Source organism: Micromonospora sp. WMMD967 (assembly GCF_029626165.1).
GTDB classification, from domain to species: Bacteria; Actinomycetota; Actinomycetes; order Mycobacteriales; family Micromonosporaceae; genus Micromonospora; species Micromonospora taraxaci.
Genome location: NZ_JARUBK010000001.1, coordinates 4884919 through 4910310, shown reverse-complemented (window position 1 = coordinate 4910310; position 25392 = coordinate 4884919). Strand labels below are relative to the sequence as shown.

25 protein-coding genes are annotated in these 25392 nt (G+C 72.5%); 6 read left to right on the top strand and 19 right to left on the bottom strand.

The annotated features are described in order from the left end of the window. Positions 1-23: 23 nt before the first annotated feature. Positions 24-671, bottom strand: a complete 648-nt coding sequence (locus tag O7631_RS22190; RefSeq protein WP_269678827.1) for a TetR/AcrR family transcriptional regulator — start codon at positions 669-671, stop codon at positions 24-26. A 57-nt stretch (positions 672-728) separates the two neighbouring features. On the opposite strand from O7631_RS22190, the gene O7631_RS22185 reads away from it, so the two are divergent. From O7631_RS22185 to O7631_RS22175, 3 genes are all read left to right on the top strand, one after another. After that, the gene (locus tag O7631_RS22185; RefSeq protein ID WP_278145988.1) at positions 729-2081 is read left to right on the top strand and encodes an MFS transporter; all 1353 of its coding nucleotides are present in this window, start codon (positions 729-731) and stop codon (positions 2079-2081) included. Positions 2082-2107: 26 nt separating this feature from the next. Then, complete coding sequence (locus O7631_RS22180) at positions 2108-3265, top strand: hypothetical protein (protein WP_278145987.1); 1158 nt, start codon at positions 2108-2110, stop codon at positions 3263-3265. Positions 3266-3495: 230 nt separating this feature from the next. Next, complete coding sequence (locus O7631_RS22175; RefSeq protein WP_030327608.1) at positions 3496-3837, top strand: RNA polymerase-binding protein RbpA; 342 nt, start codon at positions 3496-3498, stop codon at positions 3835-3837. Between the two features lie 67 nt (positions 3838-3904). Here O7631_RS22175 and O7631_RS22170 read toward each other — a convergent pair whose 3' ends face one another. The 9 genes from O7631_RS22170 to O7631_RS22130 form a co-directional block, all read right to left on the bottom strand. Further along, complete coding sequence (locus O7631_RS22170; RefSeq protein WP_278145986.1) at positions 3905-4423, bottom strand: FxsA family protein; 519 nt, start codon at positions 4421-4423, stop codon at positions 3905-3907. A gap of 67 nt (positions 4424-4490) precedes the next feature. After that, positions 4491-5300, bottom strand: a complete 810-nt coding sequence (locus tag O7631_RS22165) for a polyprenol monophosphomannose synthase (RefSeq protein WP_278145985.1) — start codon at positions 5298-5300, stop codon at positions 4491-4493. Positions 5301-5334: 34 nt separating this feature from the next. Beyond that, entirely contained in the window at positions 5335-6966 is a 1632-nt protein-coding gene (gene lnt, locus O7631_RS22160) for an apolipoprotein N-acyltransferase (protein ID WP_278147995.1), read from the bottom strand. A gap of 583 nt (positions 6967-7549) precedes the next feature. Then, the gene (locus O7631_RS22155) at positions 7550-8887 is read right to left on the bottom strand and encodes a glutamate mutase L (protein ID WP_278145984.1); all 1338 of its coding nucleotides are present in this window, start codon (positions 8885-8887) and stop codon (positions 7550-7552) included. Next, complete coding sequence (locus tag O7631_RS22150) at positions 8884-9279, bottom strand: hotdog domain-containing protein (RefSeq protein WP_278145983.1); 396 nt, start codon at positions 9277-9279, stop codon at positions 8884-8886. The genes O7631_RS22155 and O7631_RS22150 overlap by 4 nt, the downstream gene beginning before the upstream one ends. Before the next feature lie 13 nt (positions 9280-9292). Further along, the gene (locus tag O7631_RS22145) at positions 9293-10042 is read right to left on the bottom strand and encodes an OAM dimerization domain-containing protein (RefSeq protein WP_278145982.1); all 750 of its coding nucleotides are present in this window, start codon (positions 10040-10042) and stop codon (positions 9293-9295) included. Between the two features lie 55 nt (positions 10043-10097). Further along, a complete protein-coding gene (locus O7631_RS22140) occupies positions 10098-11657 on the bottom strand; it encodes a lysine 5,6-aminomutase subunit alpha (RefSeq protein ID WP_278145981.1) in 1560 nt (519 codons plus the stop codon). A 22-nt stretch (positions 11658-11679) separates the two neighbouring features. Continuing rightward, entirely contained in the window at positions 11680-13245 is a 1566-nt protein-coding gene (locus O7631_RS22135; protein WP_278145980.1) for an amidohydrolase family protein, read from the bottom strand. Positions 13246-13249: 4 nt separating this feature from the next. Further along, positions 13250-14299, bottom strand: a complete 1050-nt coding sequence (locus O7631_RS22130; RefSeq protein ID WP_278147994.1) for a zinc-binding alcohol dehydrogenase — start codon at positions 14297-14299, stop codon at positions 13250-13252. Between the two features lie 152 nt (positions 14300-14451). On the opposite strand from O7631_RS22130, the gene O7631_RS22125 reads away from it, so the two are divergent. Then, positions 14452-15843 carry a lysine 2,3-aminomutase gene (locus O7631_RS22125; RefSeq protein WP_278145979.1) on the top strand — a complete coding sequence of 464 codons (1392 nt, stop codon included), beginning with the start codon at positions 14452-14454 and terminating at the stop codon, positions 15841-15843. A 55-nt stretch (positions 15844-15898) separates the two neighbouring features. Here the strand turns inward: O7631_RS22125 and O7631_RS22120 are convergent, their stop codons facing one another. The 5 genes from O7631_RS22120 to O7631_RS22100 all read right to left on the bottom strand — a co-directional run bounded on the left by O7631_RS22120 (position 15899) and on the right by O7631_RS22100 (position 19211). Beyond that, the gene (locus tag O7631_RS22120) at positions 15899-16963 is read right to left on the bottom strand and encodes a hypothetical protein (protein WP_278145978.1); all 1065 of its coding nucleotides are present in this window, start codon (positions 16961-16963) and stop codon (positions 15899-15901) included. Then, positions 16960-17526: an RNA polymerase sigma factor gene (locus O7631_RS22115; protein ID WP_278145977.1), complete on the bottom strand. Its 567-nt coding sequence runs from the start codon at positions 17524-17526 to the stop codon at positions 16960-16962. The genes O7631_RS22120 and O7631_RS22115 overlap by 4 nt, the downstream gene beginning before the upstream one ends. Before the next feature lie 85 nt (positions 17527-17611). Next, positions 17612-18547: a polysaccharide deacetylase family protein gene (locus O7631_RS22110; protein WP_278145976.1), complete on the bottom strand. Its 936-nt coding sequence runs from the start codon at positions 18545-18547 to the stop codon at positions 17612-17614. Between the two features lie 54 nt (positions 18548-18601). Continuing rightward, positions 18602-18943, bottom strand: coding sequence for a YnfA family protein (locus O7631_RS22105; RefSeq protein ID WP_278145975.1), 342 nt, complete (start codon positions 18941-18943; stop codon positions 18602-18604). A gap of 73 nt (positions 18944-19016) precedes the next feature. Further along, positions 19017-19211 carry a CsbD family protein gene (locus O7631_RS22100; protein ID WP_088989634.1) on the bottom strand — a complete coding sequence of 65 codons (195 nt, stop codon included), beginning with the start codon at positions 19209-19211 and terminating at the stop codon, positions 19017-19019. A 157-nt stretch (positions 19212-19368) separates the two neighbouring features. Between O7631_RS22100 and O7631_RS22095 the strand changes: the two genes are divergently transcribed. After that, complete coding sequence (locus tag O7631_RS22095; protein WP_088989635.1) at positions 19369-19980, top strand: histidine phosphatase family protein; 612 nt, start codon at positions 19369-19371, stop codon at positions 19978-19980. Here O7631_RS22095 and O7631_RS22090 read toward each other — a convergent pair. The 3 genes from O7631_RS22090 to O7631_RS22080 all read right to left on the bottom strand — a co-directional run bounded on the left by O7631_RS22090 (position 19910) and on the right by O7631_RS22080 (position 22749). Further along, complete coding sequence (locus O7631_RS22090) at positions 19910-20416, bottom strand: Lrp/AsnC family transcriptional regulator (protein ID WP_278145974.1); 507 nt, start codon at positions 20414-20416, stop codon at positions 19910-19912. The genes O7631_RS22095 and O7631_RS22090 overlap by 71 nt on opposite strands. Before the next feature lie 78 nt (positions 20417-20494). Beyond that, positions 20495-21637 carry an acyl-CoA dehydrogenase family protein gene (locus tag O7631_RS22085; protein ID WP_278145973.1) on the bottom strand — a complete coding sequence of 381 codons (1143 nt, stop codon included), beginning with the start codon at positions 21635-21637 and terminating at the stop codon, positions 20495-20497. Then, positions 21634-22749, bottom strand: coding sequence for a Xaa-Pro peptidase family protein (locus O7631_RS22080; protein ID WP_278145972.1), 1116 nt, complete (start codon positions 22747-22749; stop codon positions 21634-21636). Before O7631_RS22080 ends, O7631_RS22085 begins: the two co-directional genes overlap by 4 nt. Positions 22750-22953: 204 nt before the next feature. Here O7631_RS22080 and O7631_RS22075 point away from each other — a divergent pair, with 204 nt between their 5' ends. Continuing rightward, positions 22954-24321: a glycosyl hydrolase family 18 protein gene (locus O7631_RS22075; protein WP_278145971.1), complete on the top strand. Its 1368-nt coding sequence runs from the start codon at positions 22954-22956 to the stop codon at positions 24319-24321. A gap of 32 nt (positions 24322-24353) precedes the next feature. Here the strand turns inward: O7631_RS22075 and O7631_RS22070 are convergent, their stop codons facing one another. Then, positions 24354-25241, bottom strand: a complete 888-nt coding sequence (locus O7631_RS22070) for a winged helix-turn-helix transcriptional regulator (RefSeq protein ID WP_278145970.1) — start codon at positions 25239-25241, stop codon at positions 24354-24356. Between the last annotated feature and the right edge of the window lie 151 nt (positions 25242-25392).

Below are 25392 nucleotides of genomic sequence, written 5' to 3'. Positions count from 1 at the left end.
AATCGTCGTCGGGCGGTCACGCGTCAAGAGGTCGACGGTCCGTACAAACCGTCGAGCAGCCGATGCACGAACGCCCGGAACTCGCGCCGCTCCCGTGCCCCCGGCGCGCCCGCCGCCAACGCCACCACGTGACCGTGGGTCGCCCACACCAGGCTGCGTACGGTGATGTGCGGGGTCGGCTCCGCCAGCGCGCCGGCCGCCGCCGCGGCGCCGAGCAGCTCGGCCACCAACCGGTACAACGGGTCGGCGTAGCGCTGGTCCAACTCGGCGTGCCGCTGCGGCTCCAACCAGCGGCGCAGCCACAGCGCGGTGGTCTCCGGGCGGTCCTCCAGGAAGTCGACGAAGACGTCGACCAGCTCGTGCAGGGCGCGCCGCGCCGCGTCCGGCCCCGCGTCGAGAGCGGCACGGGCCTGCTCGGCGGCTTCGGTGAGGACCTCCCGCTCGGCGGCGAAGACGCGGGCGAAGCAGGCGTCGTAGAGCGCCGCCTTCGTACCCGTGTGGTGCGCGACGGTGGCGACGTCGACCCCGGCGGCGGCGGCGACCTCCCGCAGCCCGACGGCGTCGAAGCCACGCTCGGCGAACAGCGCGGTCGCGGCGGTGAGCACCACCTCGCGGGTCGGCCGGGTCTCGTCGCGTCGCGGGCGACCCGGACGGCGTCGGGGCATGGTCATGACCGCCATTCTGCCCCTAGAATCCAGCAACCGTTGGATTGCGGAGAGGACGCGGCGATGACCGGGCTCGACGGGCGGCCCGCGGCCGCCACCGAGGCGACGCTCCCCCGTGGCCCCCTGGCGGGCTTCGCGGCCGGCTCACTCGGCATGGGTGTCTGGGTGACGGTGCCCGGCCTGCTGCTGCTCTACTTCCTCACCGACGTGCTGGCCGTCGACCCGTGGCTGGCCGGCATCGCGCTGCTGCTGCCGAAGGTCGCCGACGTGGTGCTGCACCCCTGGGTGGGTCACCGCGCCGACGTCGAGCAGACCCGACGCGGCGACCGGCGTCGCCTGCTGCTGGTCGGCTGCGCCCTGCCGCTCGCGTTCGCCGCGCTGTTCGCGGTGCCCGGCGGCCTGACCGGCGCGCCGGCGGCGGCGTGGGTGGCGGTGTTCTTCGTCGTCGGCAACCTGCTCTTCGCCGCCTACCAGGTCCCCTACCTGGCCACCCCTGCCGACCTGCGCATCGGCTACGACGAACGCACCCGGCTGATGGCGTTCCGGATGGTCGTGCTGACCCTGGGCATCCTGGTGTCCGGCCTGCTGGCGCCGCTGCTCACCGGCGGCGACACCGCGACCCGCTCCGGCTACCAGCGGATGGGCCTGGTCCTCGCCGTCGGGATGCTGGTGGCCATGCTCGTCGGCGTCGCCGGCATCCGCCGGCTGCGCGGGTCGGCGGCGGACCACACCCCGGCGGGGCACGGCGGGTGGCGCGCCCTGCGCACCGCACTGCGCGACCGGCAGTTCCGCTGGCTCGTCGCCGCCTACCTGGCGATGTCCACCACCACCCACCTGGTGCTCGCCGGGGTGCCCTACTACGCCGAGTACGAACTGCGGAACACCGGCCTGACCACGGTGCTGGTGGCCGCGTTCGTCGCACCGGCGTTGCTGGTCACCCCGGCCTGGCTGATGGTGGCCCGCCGCGTCGGCAAGCAACGGGCGTTGCTCGGCGCGCAGGGCGCGTTCGCCCTCGGGTCGCTGGTGCTGGCGGTGGGCCGACCGGCCGGCCTGCCGGTGCTGATCGGCGCGGTGGCGGTGCTCGGCGTGGCGTTCGCCGGCATGCAACTGCTGCCGTTCTCGATGCTGCCCGACGTGATCCGCGCAGCCCCCGCCACCACCGGCGCCGGCACCTACACCGGGGTGTGGACGGCCACCGAGGCCACCGGCGCGGCCCTCGGTCCGTACGCGTACGCCCTGTGCCTGACCGTCGGTGGTTTCGTGGCCTCGACGGCCGGTGAGTCGATGGTGCAGCCGGACGCGGCGCTCGCCGCGGTCCGCTACGGCTTCGGGGTGCTGCCGGCGGTGGCGATGCTCGCGGCCGTGCTGCTGCAACGCCGCTACACCCTGGACGCCACCGCCCGGACGACGACCTGAACAGCCGGCACTAGACTTCGCCCTCGATGGACGCCCAGCCCAGCACCACCGAAACCCGTCCGTGCGCCCACTGTGGAGCGCCGGTGGCGCAGCGTGTCGGCGCGGGCCGGCCGTTTCGCTACTGCCGGGACAACGACGGCGCCTGCCAACGCGCCTCCCGCAACAGTCGGATGCGCCACCGCAACGCCCCCGGCCTGCCCGGGCAGGTGGCCCGCACCTGGGAGGCGGTGGACCGCCTCGACCAGATCGTCGAGACGTTGACCGAGTCACTGCACGCCGAGTTGTCGCCGGTGGGTGTGCAGCGGCAACTCGCGCAGGCCCGCGCGGAGGCCGCCACCGAGGTCGCGGCGGCGCAGACCGAACGCGACGAGGCCCGCGACGACGCCGAAGCCGCGGCGGCCGACGCCGCACGAGCCCGCGAGCAGGCCCGCGCCGCGCACGCCGAGGCCGACGACGCCCGGCAACGCGCCGAGCAGGCCGTGCGGCGGGCCACCGCGGCCGACGAACGCGCCCAGCACGCCGAGGCCGCCCGCGACCAGGCACGCCACGACGTCAGCGCCGCCGAGGCGTTGCGCGCCCAGGCGGAACGCGACCGGGACCAGGCCCGCGCCGAGGTGCGCGACCTGCGGGCCGAACGGGACACCGAGCGGCAACGGGTGACCGACCTGACAGTGGAACGCGACGCGGCACGCGCCGACGCCGAACGAGCCACCCGGGCCGCCGCCGAGGCGACCGAGCGGGCCGGGCGGTGGCAGGCCGAGGTGCAGGACGTACGGCGGCAGATCGAACAGGCCCGCGCCGACGCCGCGCGGACCCGCGCCGAGGCCGCCGACGCCGCCCGCGCCCGCGAGCAGGCCGACCGGGCCCGCGACCGCGCGCAGGTCGCGGCCCAACAGGCCGACGACGCCCGGCAGGAGGCCGCCGAACTCGCGGCGCGGCTGCGCGCGGAACTGGCCGCGACCGCCGCCCACCGGGACACCCTCACCGCCGAGGTTGCCGCGGCCCGGCAGGCCACGGCCGCCGCCGAGGCCCAGGTCACCGCCCTGACGGTACGACTCGACGCCGCCGAGACCGACCGGGACGCGGCCCAGCGGCGGGTGGCGCAGCTCGGTGACCAGGTCAGCGACCTGGCGTTGGCGTTGGCCCGGCTGGGTCCGACTCCGACGGGCGGGGCGGACACCTGAACGGGACGGCGCAACCTTCGCCGCGTCCGGGCGGTTAACATCCCCGGTGGCAGCGGACACACCGCCGTTGCGACCTCGCCCGGGGATCACCTGGCCGGCTGACCGTCCCGGCCGGTTACCCTTGGTCCCGGTCCGCCCGTGGACGCCTCACGCCCCCGGGCGGGAATGGCTCGACGGGGACACACAGTTACACCCAGAAGACCAGCACCACGAACGAGGGGAAGTCGATCATGGGCGAGCGTATGCTGCGCGGAAGCCGCCTTGGCGCGGTGAGCTACGAATCCGACCGCAACACGGAGCTCGCGCCGCGTCAGACCCGCGAGTACCTCTGCGCCAAGGGCCACCAGTTCGAGGTGCCGTTCGCCGTCGACGCCGAGGTCCCGACGACCTGGGAATGCAAGTTCGACGGCAGCGTCGCCCGACTCGTCGACGGCAGCGAGCCGGAGCAGAAGAAGGCCAAGCCGCCGCGTACCCACTGGGACATGCTGCTGGAGCGGCGTTCGATCGCCGAACTCGAGGACATCCTCGAGGAGCGCCTGCAGGAGGTCCGGACCCGTCGCGGCCGCGCCTGAGCCGCACGACGTACGACGACGCCGCCCCCGGGGACAACCCCGGGGGCGGCGTCGTTTTTGCGTGCTCTCAGTGGCGGCCGGGCTCCACGATCTCGCCCTCGATCGCCCGGCCACCGTCGACCACCACCGGCTGCTCCGGTCGGGGGGTCGGTTGCGGCGCACCTTGGCGCACCCGCACCGTACGGGGGCCGAACAGGTCACCGGCGACCATCGACGACACCCGCCGCTCGGTGGCACGGCGCACCCCGGCGCGGGCCAGTCGCCGCACCGGCGGCACCAGCAGCAGCAACCCGGCCAGCCCGCTGACCAGGCCGGGCACCGCGAGCAGCAACGCCCCGGCCAACCCGACGAGCCCGTCGGTCACCTGCCCACCCGGTGGTTGCCCGGCCGCCGCGGCGGACCGGAACCCACGCCAGGCGCGCATGCCCTCACGGCGCAGCAGCACCAACCCCAGCAGGGACGCCGCGAAGACCAGCAGCACGGCCACCCCGAACCCCAGCGCCCGCCCCACACCGACGAACACCGCCAGTTCCACCACCACCGCCAGCAACAGGGCCAACGGCACGAACTTCAGTCCTCGGCGCATCTCACCTCATCGCCATTCCCGCGACACCATGGGCGTGTCCCGCCCATCCAGCATGACACGACCGCGCTCACGGCCACCGCGCCTGACCGGTGGCCGTGCCGTGCAGGCCACGGCGTACCGCCTGGCGGCGGTCCCGCACACCCCAGGCGGTGATCCGCCACAGCGCCTCGGCCACGATCTTCGGGCTCATCTTGCTGTCCCCGCGTTCCCGCTCGGCGAACGTGATCGGCACCTCCACGATCCGCACCCCGGCCTGATGCGCCAGGCGGGACAGCTCCACCTGGAACGAGTACCCCTGCGAGGTCACCGACTCCAGGTCGATGGCGTCCAACGCGCTGATCCGGTACACGCGGTAACCGCCGGTGGCGTCCGAGACGGGCACACCCAGCGCCAGGCGCGCGTACAGGTTGCCGCCGCGCGACAGCAGCAGCCGCCGCAGCGGCCAGTTGAGCACGCGGGCGCCGCTGGTCCACCGTGACCCGATCACCACGTCGGCGTCCCGGGCGGCGTCCAGCAGCGCCGGCAGGTCCTCCGGGGCGTGGGAACCGTCGGCGTCCATCTCCACGACCGCCTGGTAGCCGCGTTCCCGGGCCCACCCGAACCCGGCCAGGTACGCCGCGCCGAGGCCTTCCTTGCCGTGACGGTGCAGCACCTGCACGTGGGGGTCGCCGTCGGCGAGAGCGTCGGCGATCGCGCCGGTGCCGTCGGGGCTGTTGTCGTCCGCGATGAGGATCCGCACCGCCGGAGCGGCGCGCCGGACCCGGCCCACGATTGTGGCGATGTTGTCGGCCTCGTTGTAGGTGGGGATCACCACCAGCACCCGGCCCACTCCGGGCACCTCGTCCGGGCGTCGGATCGTATCGGTCGCCTGGATCACGGTTCCTCCGCTCCCGCCGGCGTACCGGCTGTTGCTAACCGGGCATGATCCGTTGCCGCCGGCGCACCACCGCCGCGCCGACCAGGGCCGCCGCGGCCAACGCGGCGAGCGCCACCTCCGGCCACCATCCGAGCCGGGTGGCGAGGGTACGTCCGTCGTCGAGGCGCAGCTGTCGCACCACGACCTCCCGGGTGTTGAAGCCGGTGGCATCGCTTACCCGCCCGTCGGGTGCCACGAACCCGGACACGCCGACCGTGGAGGCCATCAACGCCGGTCGGCCGTGCTCGACGGCCCGCAACCGGACCATGGCCAGCTGCTGGCGGGCCTCCGCCACGTCGAACGTCGCGTTGTTGGTCTGCACGACCAGCAGTTGCGCGCCGCCGGTGACGGTGTCGCGGACCACGGCGTCGTAGGCGACCTCGAAGCAGATCACGTCACCCAGGACGGCCGGGCCGACGCGTACCACGCCCGGGGTGCTCCCCGGCACGAAGTCGTTGCGGATCAGGTCGACCTGCTTGCTGACCATGCGGGCCACGTCGCGCAGCGGCACGTACTCGGCGAACGGCACGGGGTGGCGTTTGGTGTACAGCTGGTCCATGTCGGGCCCGGTGCCGGGCCGCCACAGGATGCCCGCGTTGCGGACCTGCCCGGCGCCCGGGCCGAGCAGCACCGCGCCGACCAGGATCGGCGCGCGCACGGTGTCGGCGGCCTGGGAGATCCGCGCACCGGCGGTGGGGTTGCGCAGCGGGTCGATGTCGCTGGAGTTCTCCGGCCACACCACCAGGTCGGGTTGGTCCTGTTGGCCGGCGGCGACCCGGGCGGCCAGTTCGAGGGTGGCGTCGACGTGGTTGTTGAGCACCGCCTGCCGTTGGGCGTTGAAGTCCAGGCCCAGGCGCGGCACGTTGCCCTGCACGATCGCCACGGTGACCGTGGCGCCGGACCCGGCGGCGGCGACGGGCACGAGCAGCGCCCCGGCGGTCAGCGCGACGGCCAGGGCGGCCGGTACGGCCACCAGCGTCCACCGCCGCGCCGACGACCCGGTGGCCGGGGCGGCGTCCGCACCGTCGACGGTCGACGCGGTGTCGGTGGGGTCGGTGAGGGTGGTGGGACGCACTGTGGTCCAGGTGTGCCAGGCGGCGGTGACGAGCAGCCCGCCCAGGAGCGCCGCCGCGAAGGTCACCAGCGGCGCGCCGCCGAGCGAGGCCAGGCGCAGCAGCGGGGAGGTGTCCTGGCTGAACGCCAGCCGCCCCCAGGGGAAACCGCCGAACGGGGTGCGGTCGCGCAGGGCTTCCTGCCCGACCCACAGCAGGCCGGTCAGCACCGGCCACGACCAGCGGACGCGGTCGACCAGCGGGGACACCCAGGCGGTGGCCGCGCCGAGCAACGCCAGGTAGCCGGCCTGCAGCAGCGACAGGAGCACCCACGGCAGGTAGCCGGTGTGCAGGTTCGTCCAGGCCAGCAGCGGGGCGAAGAGCGCCACGCCGGTGAGGAAGCCCAGGCCGGCGCCGGCGCGCAACCGCCGCCGGTGGGTGGCGGCGGCCAGCAACGCCACGCCGACCGGGGCGAGCGGCCACACCCCGTACGGGGGGAACGCCACCAGCAGGGCCAGCCCGGCGGCCACGGCCAGAGGCACGGCCACCCGCAATGGCAGCGGCCGACCGGTCACCACCGGCCTGGTCGGCTCTGCCGGGGCGTGCGTCTCATCCCGGTCCAGGGTCGTCACCGCTTCACCTCGATCACGGGGCGAAGGCTACCTGGCCGGGGGCTGGAGCGGCCGCATCGGGCAGCCGGCAGTGAGCGGTGGGGCGCGATGCTCACGGAAAGCGGCACGGGTGCTGTCTCACGCCCCGGTGGGGAACGAAATCGGGGCGCGGCTCGCGCCGCGCCCCGATGCTCCCAGGCCCTTCCCGGCCGGTGTGGCGAGGATGGGGCACGACGACCTTCGGACCGACCGGACGTGGACTGGCTGCCCCCGCCGGGCCGTTGTCTACTGGCCGTGCACCTCACCCTGCCCGTACACCGGTAACCGCGGCCGGTTCGCGCCGCCCCGCCGACCCCCGCCCGCTGGACCTGGCCGCCGCGACGATGATGCTGAAAACATGTCGCTCGGCCAGCGGACGAAGGGACGAAGCGAACAACAGCCGCTTCCCGTGGTAGGACTCAAAGACGGTACGTGCCGACCCCCGTTGGTTGTCAACCCACACCCGGCCTGTCGTGTGTTGCGACACGGCGTGTCGGGTCGGCGCGTCTCAATGTGTCCGCAGATGGTGACGCAGCAGCATCCCCGCCGCCGCCCGATGCTCCTGCGCGAGGAGCCCTCCGGCGGCCAACACGTAGTCGGCGTCGACCACCGCGGCGGCGGCGCGCGGCAACGCCCACCCGCCGGCGTGGTCGGCGAGGACCGCCGCCAACACCTGCCCGGACACGGGTGTCGGGGCGTGCCGCAACACACCACCGGAGCCCACCAGCAACCGCACGTCACGCAGGTCCCGTCCGGCCCGCTCACCCGTCGCGGCGCCCCGCGCGTGTCGCCGCAGAGCCACCGTCGCCGCGAGGGTGGCGATCCGGGCGTCCACGGCCCGCTGCGGGTCGTCGACGGCCAGGAACGCCGGGTCGGTGGCCCGACGGTCCGCGTCGGCCGCCAGGGCGTCGGCGTCGCCCGGGGTCAGCAGCCGCTCCTCGACGGCGGCGCGCAGCACCCCGGGGGCGCTCCACCGCATGCCCAGGTCCCCCTCGACGGTGCGGGCCCGCCAGAGGCTGCCGGCGACCTCCCGACCGGGCCCGGTGGCCCGCTCGTCGGGGGTGAGCACCGAGTACACGTCGGTGGTGGCGCCACCCACGTCGACCACGGCCAGGTCACCGCCGACGGTGTCGGCGAGCACCTCCACACCGCTGAGGACCGCATCGGGGGTGGCCGCGCGGACCAGCCGCGCGAACCGGGTGCCCCGCGACAGTCGTTTACCCCCGATGACGTGGCGCAGGAACACCTCACGGATCGCCGCCCGCGCCGACGCCGGGGCGAGGACCCCGATGCGGGGCAGGACGTTCTCCGCGCCCGTCACCGGCACCCCGGCGGCCGCCAGCAGGGCGGTGAGGTCCTCGCGGACGTCGGCGTTGCCCGCGTACACCACCGGTTTGCGCCACCGGGCGCGGGCCAGCCGGGTCGCGTTGTGGGTGACCGTGTCGGCGTCACCGCCGTCGGTGCCGCCGACCAGCAGGACCACGTCGGGTCGGGAGGCGCGCAACGCCGTCAGGTCCGCCGCGCCGAGCCGACCGGCCGCCACGTGCACCACGTGCGCGCCGGCGGACAACCCGACGCGCCGGCCGGCCTGCGCGGTGACCAGCGGCTCGTACCCGATGACGGCCAGCCGCAGCCCACCGCCGGCCGACGAGCACACGTACCACGGCACGTCGCGGACACCGAGCCCGGCGGTGGCCGCCGTGACCGCGGCGTCCAGGCCGTGCAGCACGTCGGTGCCGACCGTCGTGGGCGCCGACGCCGCACCCACCAGCACGCCGGCGGCCAGGTCCACCACCGCCGCCTTGGTGTACGTGGACCCGACGTCCGCGCAGACGGCCAGGGTCACCGGTCTTCGGCGGGGACGACCACGGTGCCGGTCGCGGTGACCGCCACGATCGGTGGGTCCAGGACCTCCGCGGCGGACTCGGAGCGGTCCGGGCGGCCCCGGCACACCACCACGCACGCCAACTCCAGGGTGCGGCTGCGGGAGCCCACCCGCGACACCTGCGCGGTCACCTCCACCACGTCACCGGCGTGGATGGGGGCGGTGAACCGCACGTCGGAGTACCCGGCGAACAGGCCCTCGTCGCCGTCGGTGCGGATGCACACCTCGGTCGCCACGTCCCCGAACAACCCCAGGGCGTACGCCCCGTCGACCAGGTTGCCCGCGTAGTGGGCGTGCGAGTACGGCACATACCGCCGGTGCGTCACCGTCAACCCGAGCCGTGCGTCGGTCATGCCACTACCGTCCTCATGCCATCGCCTTCCGCTTCGTGATCAGGGCGTGCACGAGGTAGCTGGCCACCTCGCCGGGCGTGGTGCCCCGACCGAAGATCCGGTCCACACCCAACTCGTCGGTCATCGTCTCGTCGAACCGGGGACCACCGACGATCAACAGCGGTCGCTTGCCCGCGGGCATCGCCTCCCGGAACGCCGCCGACATCTCCCGGGTGTTGTGCAGGTGCGCGTCGCGTTGCGTGACGACCTGCGACACCAGCACCGCGTCGGCCTTCTCCACCCGGGCCATCTCCACCAACTCCGGCACGCTGACCTGCGCACCCATGTTGGTGACCTTCAACTCCCGGTAGTACTCCAGGCCCTTCTCCCCCGCGATGCCCTTGACGTTGAGGATCGCGTCGATGCCCACGGTGTGCGCGTCGGTGCCGATGCACGCCCCGACCACCGACAACTTGCGCCGCAACCGCTGCTTGATCACCGTGTTGACGTCCTTCGCCGACAGCAGGGCGAAGTCCCGTTCCACCACCTGCACCGCGTTCAGGTCGACCAGGTGGTTGACCCGCCCGTACACGACGAAGAACGTGAACCCGTCGCCCATCGGTTTGGCGTGCACCACCATCGCCGGGTCGATGCCCATCTTGTTGGCCAGCTGCACCGCCGCGCCCTCGGCCCGCTTGTCGTGCGACACCGGCAGGGTGAACGACACCTGCACCATCCCGTCACCGGTGGTGTCCCCGTACGGCCGCACGATCTGGCCGCTCACGACGCCGCGCCGCGGCGTCGTGAGCGGTCGCTACTGTGCTGACCGGTTCGCTCGCTCATGACGCCGCCTCCAGGATCTCGGTAGCCGGGTTGCAGTAGTCCTGCTCGTGCGCGGCGACCCCGGCGAGGCCCTTGCCCCGGTCCGCGGGCCGCTTCATGATCCCGAAGGTGCCCTCGGCGATCGCCGTCAGCAACGTCTGCTCCCCGATGCGTTCCAACAGGTCCAGCGCCTCACCGAGGACCTGGTTGGCGCGGCGGCGGATGAACCCGCCCGGCGCCGGCACGAAATCCTCGTGCAACCCACCGGCCGCCCCCAGCACGTACCGCACGTTCTGCAGGGCGATGTCCCGGTCCGACAACCACGGCGTCACCACCGCCTCGGTCATCATCCCCACCAGCAGGATGCCCTGACCGGTCAGCGCCCCCGCCAGGTTGAAGAACCCGTCGAGCAGGTTGCCCCGGAACACGTCACCGGTCATGTGCTTCGTCGGTGGCATCCACTTCAACGGCGCGTCCGGGAACAACTCCCGCGCCAACAACGCGTGGGCCAACTCCAGGCGGAACGACTCCGGCACCTCCGGGTTGATCTCGAACGCGTGCCCCAACCCCAACTGCCAGTCCGCCAGCCCCGCCTCGTGCGCGAAGAACTCGTTGAGCAGCTGCGACACCGTCACCGTGTGCGCCTCGTCGACCGCGTCGGCGGTGGTCAGGTAGTTGTCCTCACCGGTGTTGATGATGATCCCGGCGCGCGCGTGCACCTGCCGGGAGAACCGCTGGTCGACGAACGTGCGCACCGGGTTGATGTCGCGGAACAGGATCCCGTACATCGAGTCGTTCAACATCATGTCGAGCCGTTCCAGGCCCGCGAGGGTCGCCATCTCCGGCATGCACAACCCCGACGCGTAGTTGGTCAACCGCACGTAGCGGCCCACCTCCTTCGACGACTCGTCCAACGCCGCGCGCATCAACCGGAAGTTCTCCTGCGTGGCGTACGTGCCGGCGAACCCCTCCCGGGTCGCGCCCTCGGGCACGTAGTCCAACAGCGACTGCCCGGTGGAACGGATCACCGCGATCACGTCCGCGCCCGCCCGCGCCGCCGCCTGCGCCTGCGGGATGTCCTCGTAGATGTCGCCCGTGGCCACGATCAGGTAGATCCACGGCCGCTGCGCCGGGTCACCGTGCCGCTTCACCAGCCGGTCCCGCTCGGCGCGCCGCCGGTCGATGCGCCGGATACCCGCCCCGACCGCCTTGCGCGCCGCGCTGCGGGCCGCCGTCGCCGCCCGACCGGTCGGCTGGGTGAACCGCACCGACCCGGCCGCGGCCTTCTGCGCCAGCAACGTCACGTCGGTGAGACCCTCACGGGCGAGAGCGTCGAAGACCGGCACCGCGACCCCGTGCCCCAGACCCACGTCCGCGGCGACCGCGTCGACGAGCCGGTTCACCCACGGAATGCCGTCCGGGTCGGCGCCGGTCACCCCGGCCAGCCGCAGCACCGCCCGCTCCACCGACACCGTCGTGTGGCTGCGCGCCAGGTCCACCACCGGTTGCCCGGCCCGGCGCGCCAACTCCCGCGCCCGCGCCACCAACACCGGATCAAGATCAAGCTTCCCGGTCACGCCACACCGCTCATCTGCTCGCTCACGACGACCCTTCCTCGTAGATGACCTCGCCGCGCAGCACCAACCGCCGGCACACCGGCAGCGGCGTCGGGTCGTCCGGGCCCCGCAGGTCCGGGTCCTCGGCCAGCAACACCGGCAGACCCCGCTCCACCCCCGCCGGCGTCGACCACACCGCGAACGTCGCCGGCGCGCCCAACGCGAGGACCCCCTCGGCGTCCAGGTGCACCGCCCGCCACCCACCACGGGTGTGCGCGGCGAACGCCGCCCGCACACTCATCCGCTGCGCCGGGTTGTGGTGCGCCGCCGCCGCCCGCACCGAACCCCACGGGTCCAGCGGCGTCACCGGCGAATCCGACCCGAACGCCAACGCCACACCCACCGAGTGCAGCGCACCCATCGGATTCGACTCCAACGACCGGTCCAACCCCAACCGCGCCTCGTACATCCGACCCGCGCCACCCCACAACCGATCGAACGCCGGCTGCACGCTCGCCACAACCCCGTACTCCACGAACCGGGCGATCAACCGCCTGTTCATGATCTCCGCGTGCTCGATGCGGTGCCGGGCCGCCCGCAACCGCTCCACACCCACCGTCGCGGCAGCCGCCGCGAACCCGTCGAGGACCGTGCCGATCGCCGCGTCACCGATCGCGTGGAAACCGCCCTGCATGCCGTGCGCCGCGCAGTCCAACAGGTGATCACGCACCTGCTCGGCCGTCAGGTACCCGTGCCCGCACCCGTCACCGTCGTCGTACGCCCGCGACACGTGCGCCGTACGCGAACCCAACGCCCCGTCGGCGAACAGGTCCCCACCGGCGCCCACGGCACCCAGCTCCCGGGCCCGCGCCGCGCCACCCAACTCACCCCAGTACCCGTACACCTCCGGCACCCCCGCACCGGAGATGCCCAGCAACCCGGTGAAGTCCTCCTCGTCGGAGATGTCCGGACCACCGCACTCGTGCACCGCCGCGATCCCCAGCGACGCCGCCTGCGACAGCGCCACCCGCTGCGCGGCCACCCGCTGCGCCCGGCTCACCGACCCCTGCGCCGCCGCCCGCACCACGTGGTGCGCGTCGCGCCGCAACCACCCCGACGCGTCGAACCCGGCCGCCCGCGCCGCCTGCGGACACGCCGCCAGCAGCGCCGACGACACCAACGCCGAATGGATCGACGCCTGCGACAGGTACACCCGCCGCCCGCCGGCCGCCCGATCCAACGCCGCCGCGTCCGGCAACACCGGATCCGACCAGCCCGACTCGTCCCAGCCGTGCCCCAGCACCACCGCGTCCGCCGGCAGACCCGCCGCGAACCCGGCCACCGCGTCCAACAACTGCGCAGCCGTTCGCACCCCGGACAACTCCAGCCCGGACAACGCCAACCCCGTGTCGGTGGCGTGCACATGCGCATCGACGAACGCCGGGGTCACCAACGCCCCGTCCAGGTCCACCACCCGATCGGCCGGCGGCGCGTCACCGTCGGTCCCCAACCAGGCAATCCGCCCATCGGACACCAGCAGGGCGGTCGCGCTCGGGTCGGCGGGACAGTGCAGCACGCCGCCGCGGTACAACGTCGAGGGGTTCGTCATGACCTCAGTCTGCCGCGACCCGCGCCGCGAACAGCTGACGCACCCCCGGCTCGGCGCGCAACAACCCCAACGCCAACTCCGCGTGCCCCGGCACGTACCCGTTGCCCACCAGCATCGTCACGTCCGCCGCCAACCCCTCCGCGCCCAACGCCGCCGCCGAGAAGCTCGTCGCCATCGAGAAGAAGATCACCGTGCCGCCGTCCGCGGTGGCCAACACCGCGCCGTGCTCACACCCCGGCACGTCCACGCACACCACAGTGACGTCCGCCGGCGCGCCCAGGGCGGTCGTCACCGCCGTGGACAACCCCACCGGGTCCCGCGCGTCGGCCAACGCCACCGTCGACGCCAGCCCGGCGGCCGTCAGCGCGTCGCGCTCCGCCGCCACCGGCACCACCCCGACGGTACGCGCGGCACCCGCCCGCCGCGCCGCCGCGAGCGACAACGACCCGCTCTTGCCCGCCCCGCCGATCACCGCCACCCGCACCGGCGTCGGGTCACCGACACGACGACGGTCCTCGACGTAGCGCGACACCACCCGCGCGGTCAACGCGGGCGCCCCACACACGTCCAGCACCGCCAGGGACAACTGCGGGTCCTCGTCGTCGGGCAGCACCGCCGCGATGGACCGCGCGAACAGGATCGCCCACCCGTCACAGGGCACCTGCTCACTGCGCCCGTCCCACCGAGCCAGCCCGTCGGTCACGACCAGCGGGGTCAGCGTCAACGACACCAGGGTCGCCACCCGCTCGCCGACCTTCAACCCCAACGGGGAACGCCGGCCCGCCTCCTCGACCGTGCCGATCAACATCCCACCGGACCCGGTCACCGGGTTCTGCATCTTGCCCCGCGTCGAGATGATTTCCAGCACCTCGGCGCGGACCGCGTCGCCGTCACCGCCGTGTTTCTCCGACAACTGCCGGAAACTCGCCGCGTCCAGGTTCAGCCGCTGCACCCGGATCCGCACCTCGTTCGGTGCGATCTCCGCCGACGCGTCCAGGCGCCAGGCCGCCTGCGGCAGCACCCCCGCCGGTTGCACGACGCGGTGCAGTCCCACCGGTGACGTCACGCCAACCTCCCCTGCCCAGCCGCCCGAAGCCCCGGTCAAGGCTCGCGTAGCGGGAAAACTTACGGCAGACTAGTTTCTGTACCGAATATTTTCCAGTAGCCTTCGGGCCCGTCGATCAACAGCACCACCGAGGAGGGGCCGTGACCCAGACCATCCCGCAACCCCGTCACGCCCCGGTCGCGGCACCGACCGCCGGGCAGCCCTACGAATACCACCGCCGCCCCCTGGTCGAACCCGACTGGACCCGCTTCCCCGGCTGGCGCACCGTCACCCGCGACCAGTGGGAATCCGCCCAGTGGCAACGCGTCAACTGCGTCAAGAACATCAAGCAGCTCCGCGCCGTCTTCGGCGACCTCGTCGACGAGACCTTCTACGCCGACCTCGAGGCCGACCAGAAGGCCCTGGCCACCATGTCCATGCTGGTGCCACCACAAATGATCAACACGATGGTGCCGTTCGCACCCCTCACCACCGAGGCGCTGCTCGCCGACCCCATCCGCCGCTACATGATCCCCGTCGCCTCCGACCGCCGCACCGACTGGCCCTCACACCCCTACGCCAGCCGCGACAGCCTCCACGAGCACGACATGTGGGTCGCCGAAGGCCTCACCCACCGCTACCCCACCAAGGTCCTCGCCGAACTGCTCTCCACCTGCCCCCAGTACTGCGGGCACTGCACCCGGATGGACCTCGTCGGCAACTCCACCCCCGCCGTCGACAAACTCAAACTCACCCTCAAGCCCGTCGACCGCTACGACGCCCACATCGCCTACCTCAAGGGCCACCCCGGCGTCCGCGACGTCGTCGTCTCCGGCGGCGACGTCGCCAACGTCCCCTGGCGCAACCTCGAGTCGTACCTCATGCGACTGCTGGAACTGGAGACGGTGCGCGACATCCGACTCGCCACCAAAGCCCTCATGGGCCTCCCCCAGCACTGGCTACAACCCGACGTCGTCGAAGGCCTGGAACGCGTCGCCCGCACCGCCGCCCGACGCGGCGTCAACCTCGCCATCCACACCCACGTCAACCACGCCCAGTCGCTCACCCCACTGGTCGCCAAGGCCGCCCAGACCGCCCTCGACGTCGGCGTCCGCGACGTCCGCAACCAGGGCGTCCTCATGCGCGGCGTCAACGCCACCACCCCGGAACTGCTCGACCTCTGCTTCGCCTTGCAGGGCGAGGCCGGCATCCTGCCGTACTACTTCTACATGTGCGACATGATCCCCAACGCCGAACACTGGCGCGTCCCGGTCTGGCACGCCCAGCAGCTCCAGCACGACATCATGGGCTACCTCCCCGGCTACGCCACCCCCCGCATCGTCTGCGACGTCCCCTTCGTCGGCAAGCGCTGGGTGCACATGCTCACCGACTACGACCGCGAACGCGGCATCTCCTACTGGACCAAGAACTACCGCACCTCCATCGAATCCGCCGACCTGGAGGCGCTCAACAAGCGCTACGCCTACTACGACCCGATCGACACCCTGCCCGCCGACGGCCAGCAGTGGTGGACCGACCACCGCGACGACTGAACCACCAACGGCGGCGCCCCCGGGATGGTCATCCCGGGGGCGCCGCCGTTCCCCGTCACCGGCAGTCCAGGCCCTGGACATAGGAGGGCCGCAACGTCCCGGCCACGACCTCGTCGGCGTACTCCCAGAACACCTCCGGCCAGTCACCGGCCCGGTCCATGTCCCGCAACACCCGCCACCCATGGCTGCTCCGCAGCGCCTCGACGGCCCGCCCAACCCCGGCCTCGTCCCCGCTCGCCCGCGCCCGCTGCCACTCAGCGATCCACCCACAACCCACCCGGGACGTCACAGCGGCACCGAAATAGTACGAGTCGCTCACCCCGATCTCCTCCAGCGCGGCGACATCGAACCCCGGCGGCAGCGGCACGTCGGCGAGCACCGTCGCCGCCCGCTCCCGCACCGGCACGACCATCTCCGCCGGAAGCACCGCCAACCACGTCCGAGCGTCCACCCGAACGACGTCCGCGAGAACCCGGTCCAGGTCCTTGCGCGACCAGTTCTCGGAGGTCTTCATCTCCACGACCAGATCGTCGCGGGGACGCACCAGCACAGTGAAATCACCGCTGAGGCTCTGGAACGCATCAGCCGGCCAACCGTCCACCCGCACCGACCTCCCCGGCCCCGCATCGCGCTGACCGGCAAACCGGTCCGCGTACACGTACGCCGGATACCAGTTCATCTCCAGTTCCCGCCCACCCCGGCGAAACCTGACCATGCCATAGTTCTCGGAAAACTCAGACAGGGCCACGACCGTCCAACCGGCCCGATCGATCAACAACCGCGGGCTCCTCTCCGCCGCCTCCATCGCCAACGGAGAAAAGACGGCCCCGGCTCCCGCACCCGCGCTGACGATCGGAGAGACCCCCTCACCCTCGGCCTGCCCCCGCACCACCATCGACACCGGCACGACACTCACGAGCACGGCAGCCGCCGTCACGACGCCCGCCAAACGACGCACCCACAACCGCCGCCACGGTGGCCCGACAGCACGACGGACCAACGACTCGGACAGGATGTCCTCCAGCAGCGCCTGCCTCACCCCACCGAGGTCCCCCATCACCCCGAGCCCACCCGGGTCGGCATCCCGAACCAGCCGGTCGACACGCTCCTCCGTGGTCATGAGTCCTCCTTGCGGGCGGAAGTGGTCAGCACGTCGAGTACATGTCCGGGCGGCCCCGGGTCGTCACCGACCAACCCCCGCAACCGCGCCCGCGCCCGCGACAACCGGGTCCGCACCGCCGCGGGAGACACCCCCAGCACCGCCGCCACCTCATGCGGCTGCAGCCCCTCCCACACGGTCAGCATCAGCACCTCCCGGTCCACCTCCGGCAGACCCGCCAACGCCGCCCGAACGGCAAGCCGCTCCGGCACCGCACTGCCCGGATCAGCGACCGAAGCGGCAATCTGCTGGCGCAACCGCTCACCGAGGCGCTGCCGCCGCACACCCCCACGGTGATGATTCGCCAACACACGCCGGGCCACCCCGTACAGCCACAGCCGAGCCTCACCAGCAACCGGAAGGTCCTGCCGCCGGCGCCACGCCACCAGGAAGGTCTCCGCGACCACGTCGGCCGCGTCCTCCGGGTATGCGACACGCCGCAGGGCGTACGCCAGCAACGACTCGAAATCCTCGGCGTACGCCCGCCGGAAACGGTCCTCGTCCCGCTCTTTCTCGGAGCTCACACACACTCCATGTCCGACGCGGCCTCAACCGTGACGGCTCACCGAACCCCGACCCGCCCGACCGCCGACGCCACGCGACGGCGACTCAGCCGGCCAACACCTCGGACAACGGCGCCGGCGTCAACCCCCGCTCGCGCAACCCGGCCAGGATGTGCGGCAACGCCTCATCGGTCATCGCCGCGTTCGCCTCGGTCACATGCATGATCACCACCGACCCCGGGCGCGCGTGGTCCACCACCGCCCGCACCAACGGCTTCCACGCCTTCGCGAACGGATCACCGCTGACCACGTCCCCGTCGACCACCGTCACGCCCAGCGGGGCCAGCGCGTCCAGCGCCGCCGCGTCGTGACACAGCCCAGGGAAACGGAAGTACCGGGTCTGCCGACCCCCGTACGGTTTGATCACCTCGAACGTCTTCGCCACGTCGTCGCGCAACTCGGTCACCGGCTGCGAGGGCAGGTCGTAGCAGTCCTTGGTGAACGCCGCGTGCCCGTAGGTGTGGTTGGCCAACTCGAAGCGCGGATTACCGGCGATCCGCCGGGTGACGTCCGGATACCGCTGCACCCACTTACCGGTCAGGAAGAACGTGGCCGGAACCCGCTCCCGCTCCAGCAGGTCGAGGATGCGCAGGTTGGCGTACGACTTCACCCGGCCGGAACGCAGGCTGGCCAACATCGCGTCGGTCATGTCCGCGTCGAAGGTCAACGCGACCTTGTCGCCGGTCCGCTGCCCGTGGTTGACGACCGGCGCCCTGGTCCCGACGGGTGTCGCACCCGGCACCCTGGCGCCGGTCGACGTCGGCGACGGGACACCTGTCGACGGCGGGGGCACAGCGGCGCCGGACGACGAGACAGTCGGAGAGGCACTGACCGATGGCGCGACGGACGGTGTCGACGACGCGGACGAGCCGACGAAGACCGGCTGGTCCGACGGCGGCACCCGGGACGCCTCACACCCGGCACTGCCGAGAACGACCGCCACCACCAGGACGCCGAGAGCACGAATCCGACCACGAATCACGCCGCCGATCATCCCAAACGCGAGCTGCCCTCACTGCCCCGCGCCGGGTGGGGGTTAGGCGGAACCGCCACGCGGGGCGTACATGATGACTGCCACGCCCAGCAGACAGAGCGCCGCGCCGGTCACGTCCCAGCGGTCCGGGCGGAAGCCGTCCACCACCATCGCCCAGCCCAACGATCCGGCCACGAACACCCCGCCGTACGCGGCCAGGATCCGGCCGAAGTTCGCGTCCGGCTGGAACGTCGCGACGAACCCGTAGCAGCCCAGCGCGACCACACCGGCCGCGATCCACCACAGGCCACGCTGCTCCCGCCAGCCCTGCCACACCAACCACGCGCCGCCGATCTCCGCCAGCGCGGCCAGGGCGAACAACACCAGGGAACGAAGCACCGTCACCCGGCGACACTAACCGCCGCACGGGACGGGTCCCCGGGCGACGGTGCACCCGGGGACCCGCGAACCGCTCACGTCACTTCGTGAAGGAGTCCTTCACGTTGCGACCGGCGTCCTTGACGTTCTGACCGGCCTGCTTGGCGCGCGCGTCGCTCTGCTGGCTGGCGCCCTCGCCACGCATCCGCTCGTTGTCGGTCATGTCGCCGACGCGCTCCCGCGCAGCGCCGGCCATCTGCTCGACCTTGTTCTTGGCCTTCTCGGTGAAGCTCATCGCGCCTCCTCGGTCTGGCGGTTGTCCCCGCTCGCTTGCCCGGTCTCCGGGTGCCGAAACCGGCAGTGCCGGTTGGCACACCTTCTAAGGCATCCTAGGAAGATAGGTTGAGGGAGGGTCGCCTTCCGACCCCCCGAAGCGGTGGTTAACTGGCCGCATGGGAGAGCTCCTGCTGATCCGGCACGGCGAGACCACCTGGAGCGCCAGCCTGCGGCACACCTCGTACACCGATCTGGAGCTCACCCCCGACGGCGAGCGCCAGGCCCGCACCCTGGCCGCGTTCCTGGCCGGCCGGCGGTTCGTGACAGTGCTGGCCAGCCCCCGCTCCCGGGCGCTGCGCACCGCGCAGCTCGCCGGCCTCACCGTCGACGCCGTCGACGAGGACCTCAGCGAGTGGAACTACGGCGAGTACGAGGGCCGCACCACCGTCGACATCCACGCCGACCAGCCGCACTGGAACATTTGGACCGACGGCTGCCCGGGCGGGGAGTCCCCCGCGCAGGTCGGCGAACGGGTCGACCGGGTGCTGGAGCGGGTCACCCCGCTGCTCGACCGGGGCACCGTCGCGCTTGTCGGTCACGCGCACAGCCTGCGGGTGCTCGGCGCCCGCTGGATCGGCCTGCCGCCGTCCGCGGGTGGCCGGCTACGCCTGGAGACCGCCACGGTCAGCGCGCTCGGTCACGAGCACGGCCGGCAGGTCATCCTGCGGTGGAACCAGCCGGCTCCTCCGGCGCCCGGGACCGCGACCGACCCGGCGCCGCGGCACTGATCTTCGGCGGCCGGTGCTCGTACGGGGTCGACAGCACCACAGTGGTCCGGGTCGTGACGTTCGCCGAGGTACGGATCTCCTGCAACACCCGCTCCAGGTCGGCGGGGCTCGCCACCCGCACCAGCAGCAGGTAGAAGTCCTCCCCCGCCACCGAGTAGCAGGAGTCGATCTCGGGCAGGTGCGACAACCGCTCCGGCGCGTCGTCCGGCTGCGACGGGTCGAACGGGCGGATCGCCACGAACGCGGTCAGCGGCAGGTCCAACGCCTCGAACGACACCCGGGCGGCGTACCCCTTGATCACCCCGCGTTGCTCCAGCCGGCGCACCCGCTGGTGCACCGCGGACACCGACAGCCCCACCTTCTCGGCCAGGTCGGTGTACGACAGACGGCCGTCGGCGGTCAGCGCGGCGACGATAGCGCGGTCGATCTCCTCCACGGCGTGCAACCTACCGGGAAAACCGCCCGACGGCGACGCGGTAGCCGGCGCGACCACCCGCGCCGGCACCCGTCGTCCTCAGCCCCGCGCCAGGTCCCGGGAGATCACCATCCGCTGGATCTGGTTGGTGCCCTCCACGATCTGCAGCACCTTGGCCTCCCGCATGTACCGCTCCACCGGGTGGTCGGCCACGTAGCCCGCGCCGCCGAGCACCTGCACCGCGTCGGTGGTCACCCGCATGGCCATGTCGGTGGCGAAGAGCTTCGCCTTGGCCGCCTCGATCGCGTACGGGCGGCCGGCGTCGCGCAGCCGGGCCGCCGCGAGCGTCAACGCGCGGGCCGCGGAGATCTGGGTGGCCGCGTCGGCCACCATGAACCCGAGGCCCTGGAAGTCGATGATGGACCGGCCGAACTGCTGCCGTTCGCGGGCGTAGCCGACCGCGTAGTCCAGGGCCGCCTGGGCCAGCCCGACCGCGCAGGCCGCGATGCCCAACCGGCCGGAGTCCAGGGCGGACATCGCGATGGTGAAGCCCTCCCCCTCACCGCCGATCAGCCGGTCGGCCGGCACCCGCGCGTCGTCGAAGGCGATCTGGGCCACCGGGGAGGCGCGCAGACCCATCGTCCGTTCGGCCGCCTGCGGGGTGATGCCGGGAGTGCCGGCATCGGCGACCAGGCAGGAGATCCCCTTGGGGCCGGGCCCGCCGGTGCGGCAGAAGACGTTGTAGAAGTCGGCGGTCCGGGCGTGCGTGATCCACGCCTTGGTGCCGGAGACCAGGTACGCGTCGCCGTCGCGGACCGCCCGGGTGCTCAGCGACGCCGCGTCGGAGCCGCCCTGCGGCTCGGAGAGGCAGTACGCGCCCAGCAGTTCGCCGCCGATCATGTCCGGCAGCAGCTTGCGCTGCTCGTCGCTGCCGAAGGCCGCCACCGGGTAGCAGGACAGGGTGTGCACGCTGACCGCCTCGGCGACCGCGAGCCACCGGCTGGCGAGGATCTCCAGCACCTGCAGGTACACCTCGTACGGCTGGGCGGCGCCGCCGTACTCCTCGGGGTAGGGCAGGCCCAGCAGGCCGGCCCGGCCGAGGGTACGCAGCACCTCGCGGGGGAACTCGGCGCGCTCCTCGAAGGCGGCGGCCTTCGGTGCGAGCTCGCGGTCGGCGAGCTCGGTGGCGAGGCCCAGCAGGTCGTGGGCCTCGTCGGTGGGCAGGATCCGGTCGACAGTCATAGCGCGATGAGCTCCGTGGGGGTGGTGTTGAGCTGGTGCACGCCGTCCGGGGTGCAGACGACGATGTCCTCGATGCGGGCGCCGTGCCGCCCCGCCAGGTAGATGCCCGGTTCGATGGAGAACGCCATCCCGGCCTCCAGGGGCCGGTCGTTGCCGGCCACCAGGTAGGGCTCCTCGTGGCCGTCGAGCCCGATGCCGTGGCCGGTGCGGTGCAGGAACGCCTCGCCGTAGCCGGCGGCGGCGATCGGCTCACGGGCCGCGGCGTCGGCCTGCGCGCCGCTGATCCCGGGGCGCACCGCCGCGACGGCGGCGCGCTGGGCGTCGCGCAGCACCTCGTAGTAGTCCAGGAAGTCGTCCGGCGCGGACCCTCCGGCCAGGTAGGTGCGGGTGCAGTCCGAGCGGTAACCCGACGGCATCGTGCCGCCGATGTCGACCACCACCGGATCGCCGACCCCGATCGGCCGGTCCGAGGTGCCGTGGTGCGGGCTGGCCCCGTTCGGCCCGGACGCCACGATGACGAAGTCGACGGTTACGTGCCCGGCGGCCCGGATCGCCGCGGCGATGTCGGTGGCGACCTCGGCCTCGGTGCGGCCGGGGCGCAGCCACTCGCCCATCCGCAGGTGCACCTCGTCGATGGCCCTGCCGGCCTCGGCGAGCGCCGCCACCTCCGCCGCCGACTTACGGATGCGCAACTCCCGCAGGACCTCGCCGGCGAGCCGCTGGGCGGCGTGGGGAAGCGCGGCGCGCAGCGCGAGCACCTGCTCGGCCCACATCCGGTCGGCCAGCCCGACCGCAGCGACCGGGCCGTCGAGGGCGGCGGCGACCAGGGGGTACGGGTCGGTGCCGTCGACGTGGTCGACGATGCGTACACCGGTGGCGGGTGCGGGGGACGCCTCCGCCGCGGGGCGCTCCAGCCTCGGCACGATCAGGGTCGGCTCACCCTCGGCGGGCAGCACCAGGCAGGTGAGCCGTTCCCCCGCGTGGGCGTCGTACCCGGTCAGGTAGCGCAGGTCGCTGCCGGGTGTGAGCAGCAGGGCGTCAAGGCCGGCGGCGGCGGTGGCGCGCTGCGCGGCGATCAGCCGATCGGGCGGGTACAGCTCGTCGGTTCCCACACCGTCAGCTTAACGGTCGTTTGGGCCAGGGCGGAATCCGGACAACCGGTACGAAGGAAATCCACCGTCGTTGATTGACTCGGACAGTTAACACTCTTTAAGATTTGGCTGCCTCGAGGCCCACCCGTTCCTGCGTCCCCGCACCTCCCGCCCGCGACAACCCTGCGCGGGCGGCGTCGTCCCCCGCCCACGGGAAGGCCCCCGATGTCCTCACCACTGCGCCGCGCCCTCGCCGCCGGCCTGCTCGCGCTGGCCACCGCCGCCGCCACACTCACTGTCACGTCCACCGCCGCGCAGGCCGTGGTGCTGCCGAACAACTTCAAGAGCGTCGGCTACATGCCCTCCTGGACGGGCAACATCAACAGCATCCAGTTCAACAAGCTCACCCACATCAACTACGCCTTCGTGCTGCCGAACAGCAACGGCAGCCTCCAGGGTGTCGACGGGGCACGGCTCTCCTCGCTGGTCTCCGCAGGACACGCCAACAACGTCAAGGTCTCGATCGCGGTCGGCGGCTGGAACGACGGTAACGACTCGGCCTTCGAGGCCCTCGCGGCCAACTCCAGCACCCGGACCACCTTCGTCAACAACCTTGTCAACTTCGTCAATCAGTACAACCTCGACGGCGTCGACATGGACTGGGAGTACCCCGACCCGGGCGCGTCGGCGAACAACTACACCGCACTCATGACGCAGCTCGGCAGCGCGCTGCACAGCCGCGGCAAGCTGCTCACCGCCGCCGTGGTCTCCGAGGGCTACTACCTGGAGGGCATCCAGCCCGCCGTGTTCAACCAGGTCGACTGGCTCAACATCATGGCCTACGACGGCGGCAGCCCGCACGCCGGCTACGACTGGTCGATCAACAGCGTCAACCTGTGGAAGGCCCGTGGTCTGCCGGCCAGCAAGGCCGTCCTCGGCATCCCGTTCTACAGCCGCCCCGGCTACTACACCTACTCGGCGCTGGTCGGCATGGACCCGGCGAACGCCAACCGGGACTGCGCCACCATCGGCGGCGCGCAACAGTGCTGGAACGGCATCCCGACGGTGAAGCGTAAGACGCAGTGGGCGCTGGCCAACGCCGGCGGCGTGATGAACTGGGAGCTGACCCAGGACACCAGCGGCTCGACGTCGCTGGTCAGCGCGATGTACGACACCATCATGGGTGGCACCACGCCGCCGCCGACCGGTCGTACCGGCCGGATCACCGGCATCGGCGGCAAGTGCGTCGACGTGGCCGCGGCGAGCACCGCCAACGGGGCCGCCATCCAGCTCTACACCTGCAACGGCACCAACGCACAGACCTGGACCGTGGCCAGCGACAGCACGCTGCGCGCCCTCGGCAAGTGCGCCGACATCACCAGCGGCTCCACCGCCAACGGCGCGAAGGTCCAGCTCTGGGACTGCAACGGCAGCGGCGCGCAGGTCTGGCAGGCGCAGTCCAACGGGACGCTGCGCAACCCGCAGTCGAACAAGTGCCTGGACGCCAGCGACAACAGCTCCGCCGACGGCACCCGGCTGCAGATCTGGGACTGCTTCGCCGGCGCCAACCAGCGCTGGACGCTCCCGGCCTGACGGTTCGCACGGTCCCCGGTCGACGCCCAGCGTCAGCCGGGGACCGTGCCGTGTTCCCGAACGAGAGTGAGCATCTCGTCCACCGAGCCCGCCGGGTCGGTGACCGGGAACTGCACGGCCCGCACCACCGCCGTCGGGTCGACCAGCAGCGTCAGCCGCTTGAACCGGGTCATCCCGCCCGCCCGGAAGACGGGCAGCAGCAGGCCGGCGGCCAGCCGACCGTCCTGGTCGGACAACAGCGGGAACGGCAGCTCGGCGTACGCGGCGAAGTCGGCGAGCTGGTCGGGCCGCTGGGTGCTGACGCCGTACACCCCCACCTCGGCGGCCCGGAACTCCCCGTGACGCTTGGCGTACGTGGTCGACTCCAGCGTGCAGCCCCGGGCACCGGGGATCTCCGCCCAGCCGGGCGGATAGTCCGGCCGGACCGGGGCGTACGCCCCGGGAAAGAAGTAGAGGACGCTCCACCTGCCCGTCGCGGCCACCCCGACGGGCTGGCCGTCGGGTGCCGGCAGCACGACGTCAGGCAACCGCCGCCCGACCAGTTCGTGCGCCCGGCGCGCCTCGGCGGACCCGGCGTCGGCCGTCGCGGTCACCTCACCGTCGCCCATCAGGTGCCTCGTCCCCCAGTCCTGGAGGGCGATGAGGACCGGCAGCAGCCCTTCGCCCTTCCCGGTGAGCAGGTAGTCGTAGCGCGGTGGGTGTCGTGAGTACGGTCGACGCTCCAGGACCCCGTGCTCGACCAGGGCGCCGAGGCGCTCGGTCAGCGCCCGCCGGCTGACACCCAGCTCGCGGTGCAGGGCGTCGAAGCGGGTCGTTCCACCGGCGACGTCGCGCACGATGAGGAACGTCCACCAGTCCCCCAGCACGCCGAGCGCCTGCGCGATGCCGCAGTCCGCGTCGGCAAGATCTTCTCGCCGCACCCACTACCTCCGTTGCTCCGGCTCCGACTATAGTCCGTTCCATATTGGAACGCACTGGTTCGGCGAACGGGGGCCGGCGACATGCACGTCGACGAACGGGCCGGGGTGTTCTGGCGCTGGTGGACCGCCGGCACGACCAGCTTGGTCGGGT

What these genes read in the sequence shown, in the direction of transcription:
- O7631_RS22190 (WP_269678827.1), bottom strand. Translation starts at nt 671, where the DNA reads ATGACCATGCCCCGACGCCGTCCGGGTCGCCCGCGACGCGACGAGACC.
- O7631_RS22185 (WP_278145988.1), top strand. Translation starts at nt 729, where the DNA reads ATGACCGGGCTCGACGGGCGGCCCGCGGCCGCCACCGAGGCGACGCTC.
- O7631_RS22180 (WP_278145987.1), top strand. Translation starts at nt 2,108, where the DNA reads ATGGACGCCCAGCCCAGCACCACCGAAACCCGTCCGTGCGCCCACTGT.
- O7631_RS22175 (WP_030327608.1), top strand. Translation starts at nt 3,496, where the DNA reads ATGGGCGAGCGTATGCTGCGCGGAAGCCGCCTTGGCGCGGTGAGCTAC.
- O7631_RS22170 (WP_278145986.1), bottom strand. Translation starts at nt 4,423, where the DNA reads ATGCGCCGAGGACTGAAGTTCGTGCCGTTGGCCCTGTTGCTGGCGGTG.
- O7631_RS22150 (WP_278145983.1), bottom strand. Translation starts at nt 9,279, where the DNA reads ATGACCGACGCACGGCTCGGGTTGACGGTGACGCACCGGCGGTATGTG.
- O7631_RS22135 (WP_278145980.1), bottom strand. Translation starts at nt 13,245, where the DNA reads ATGACGAACCCCTCGACGTTGTACCGCGGCGGCGTGCTGCACTGTCCC.
- O7631_RS22120 (WP_278145978.1), bottom strand. Translation starts at nt 16,963, where the DNA reads ATGACCACGGAGGAGCGTGTCGACCGGCTGGTTCGGGATGCCGACCCG.
- O7631_RS22100 (WP_088989634.1), bottom strand. Translation starts at nt 19,211, where the DNA reads ATGAGCTTCACCGAGAAGGCCAAGAACAAGGTCGAGCAGATGGCCGGC.
- O7631_RS22095 (WP_088989635.1), top strand. Translation starts at nt 19,369, where the DNA reads ATGGGAGAGCTCCTGCTGATCCGGCACGGCGAGACCACCTGGAGCGCC.
- O7631_RS22085 (WP_278145973.1), bottom strand. Translation starts at nt 21,637, where the DNA reads ATGACTGTCGACCGGATCCTGCCCACCGACGAGGCCCACGACCTGCTG.
- O7631_RS22075 (WP_278145971.1), top strand. Translation starts at nt 22,954, where the DNA reads ATGTCCTCACCACTGCGCCGCGCCCTCGCCGCCGGCCTGCTCGCGCTG.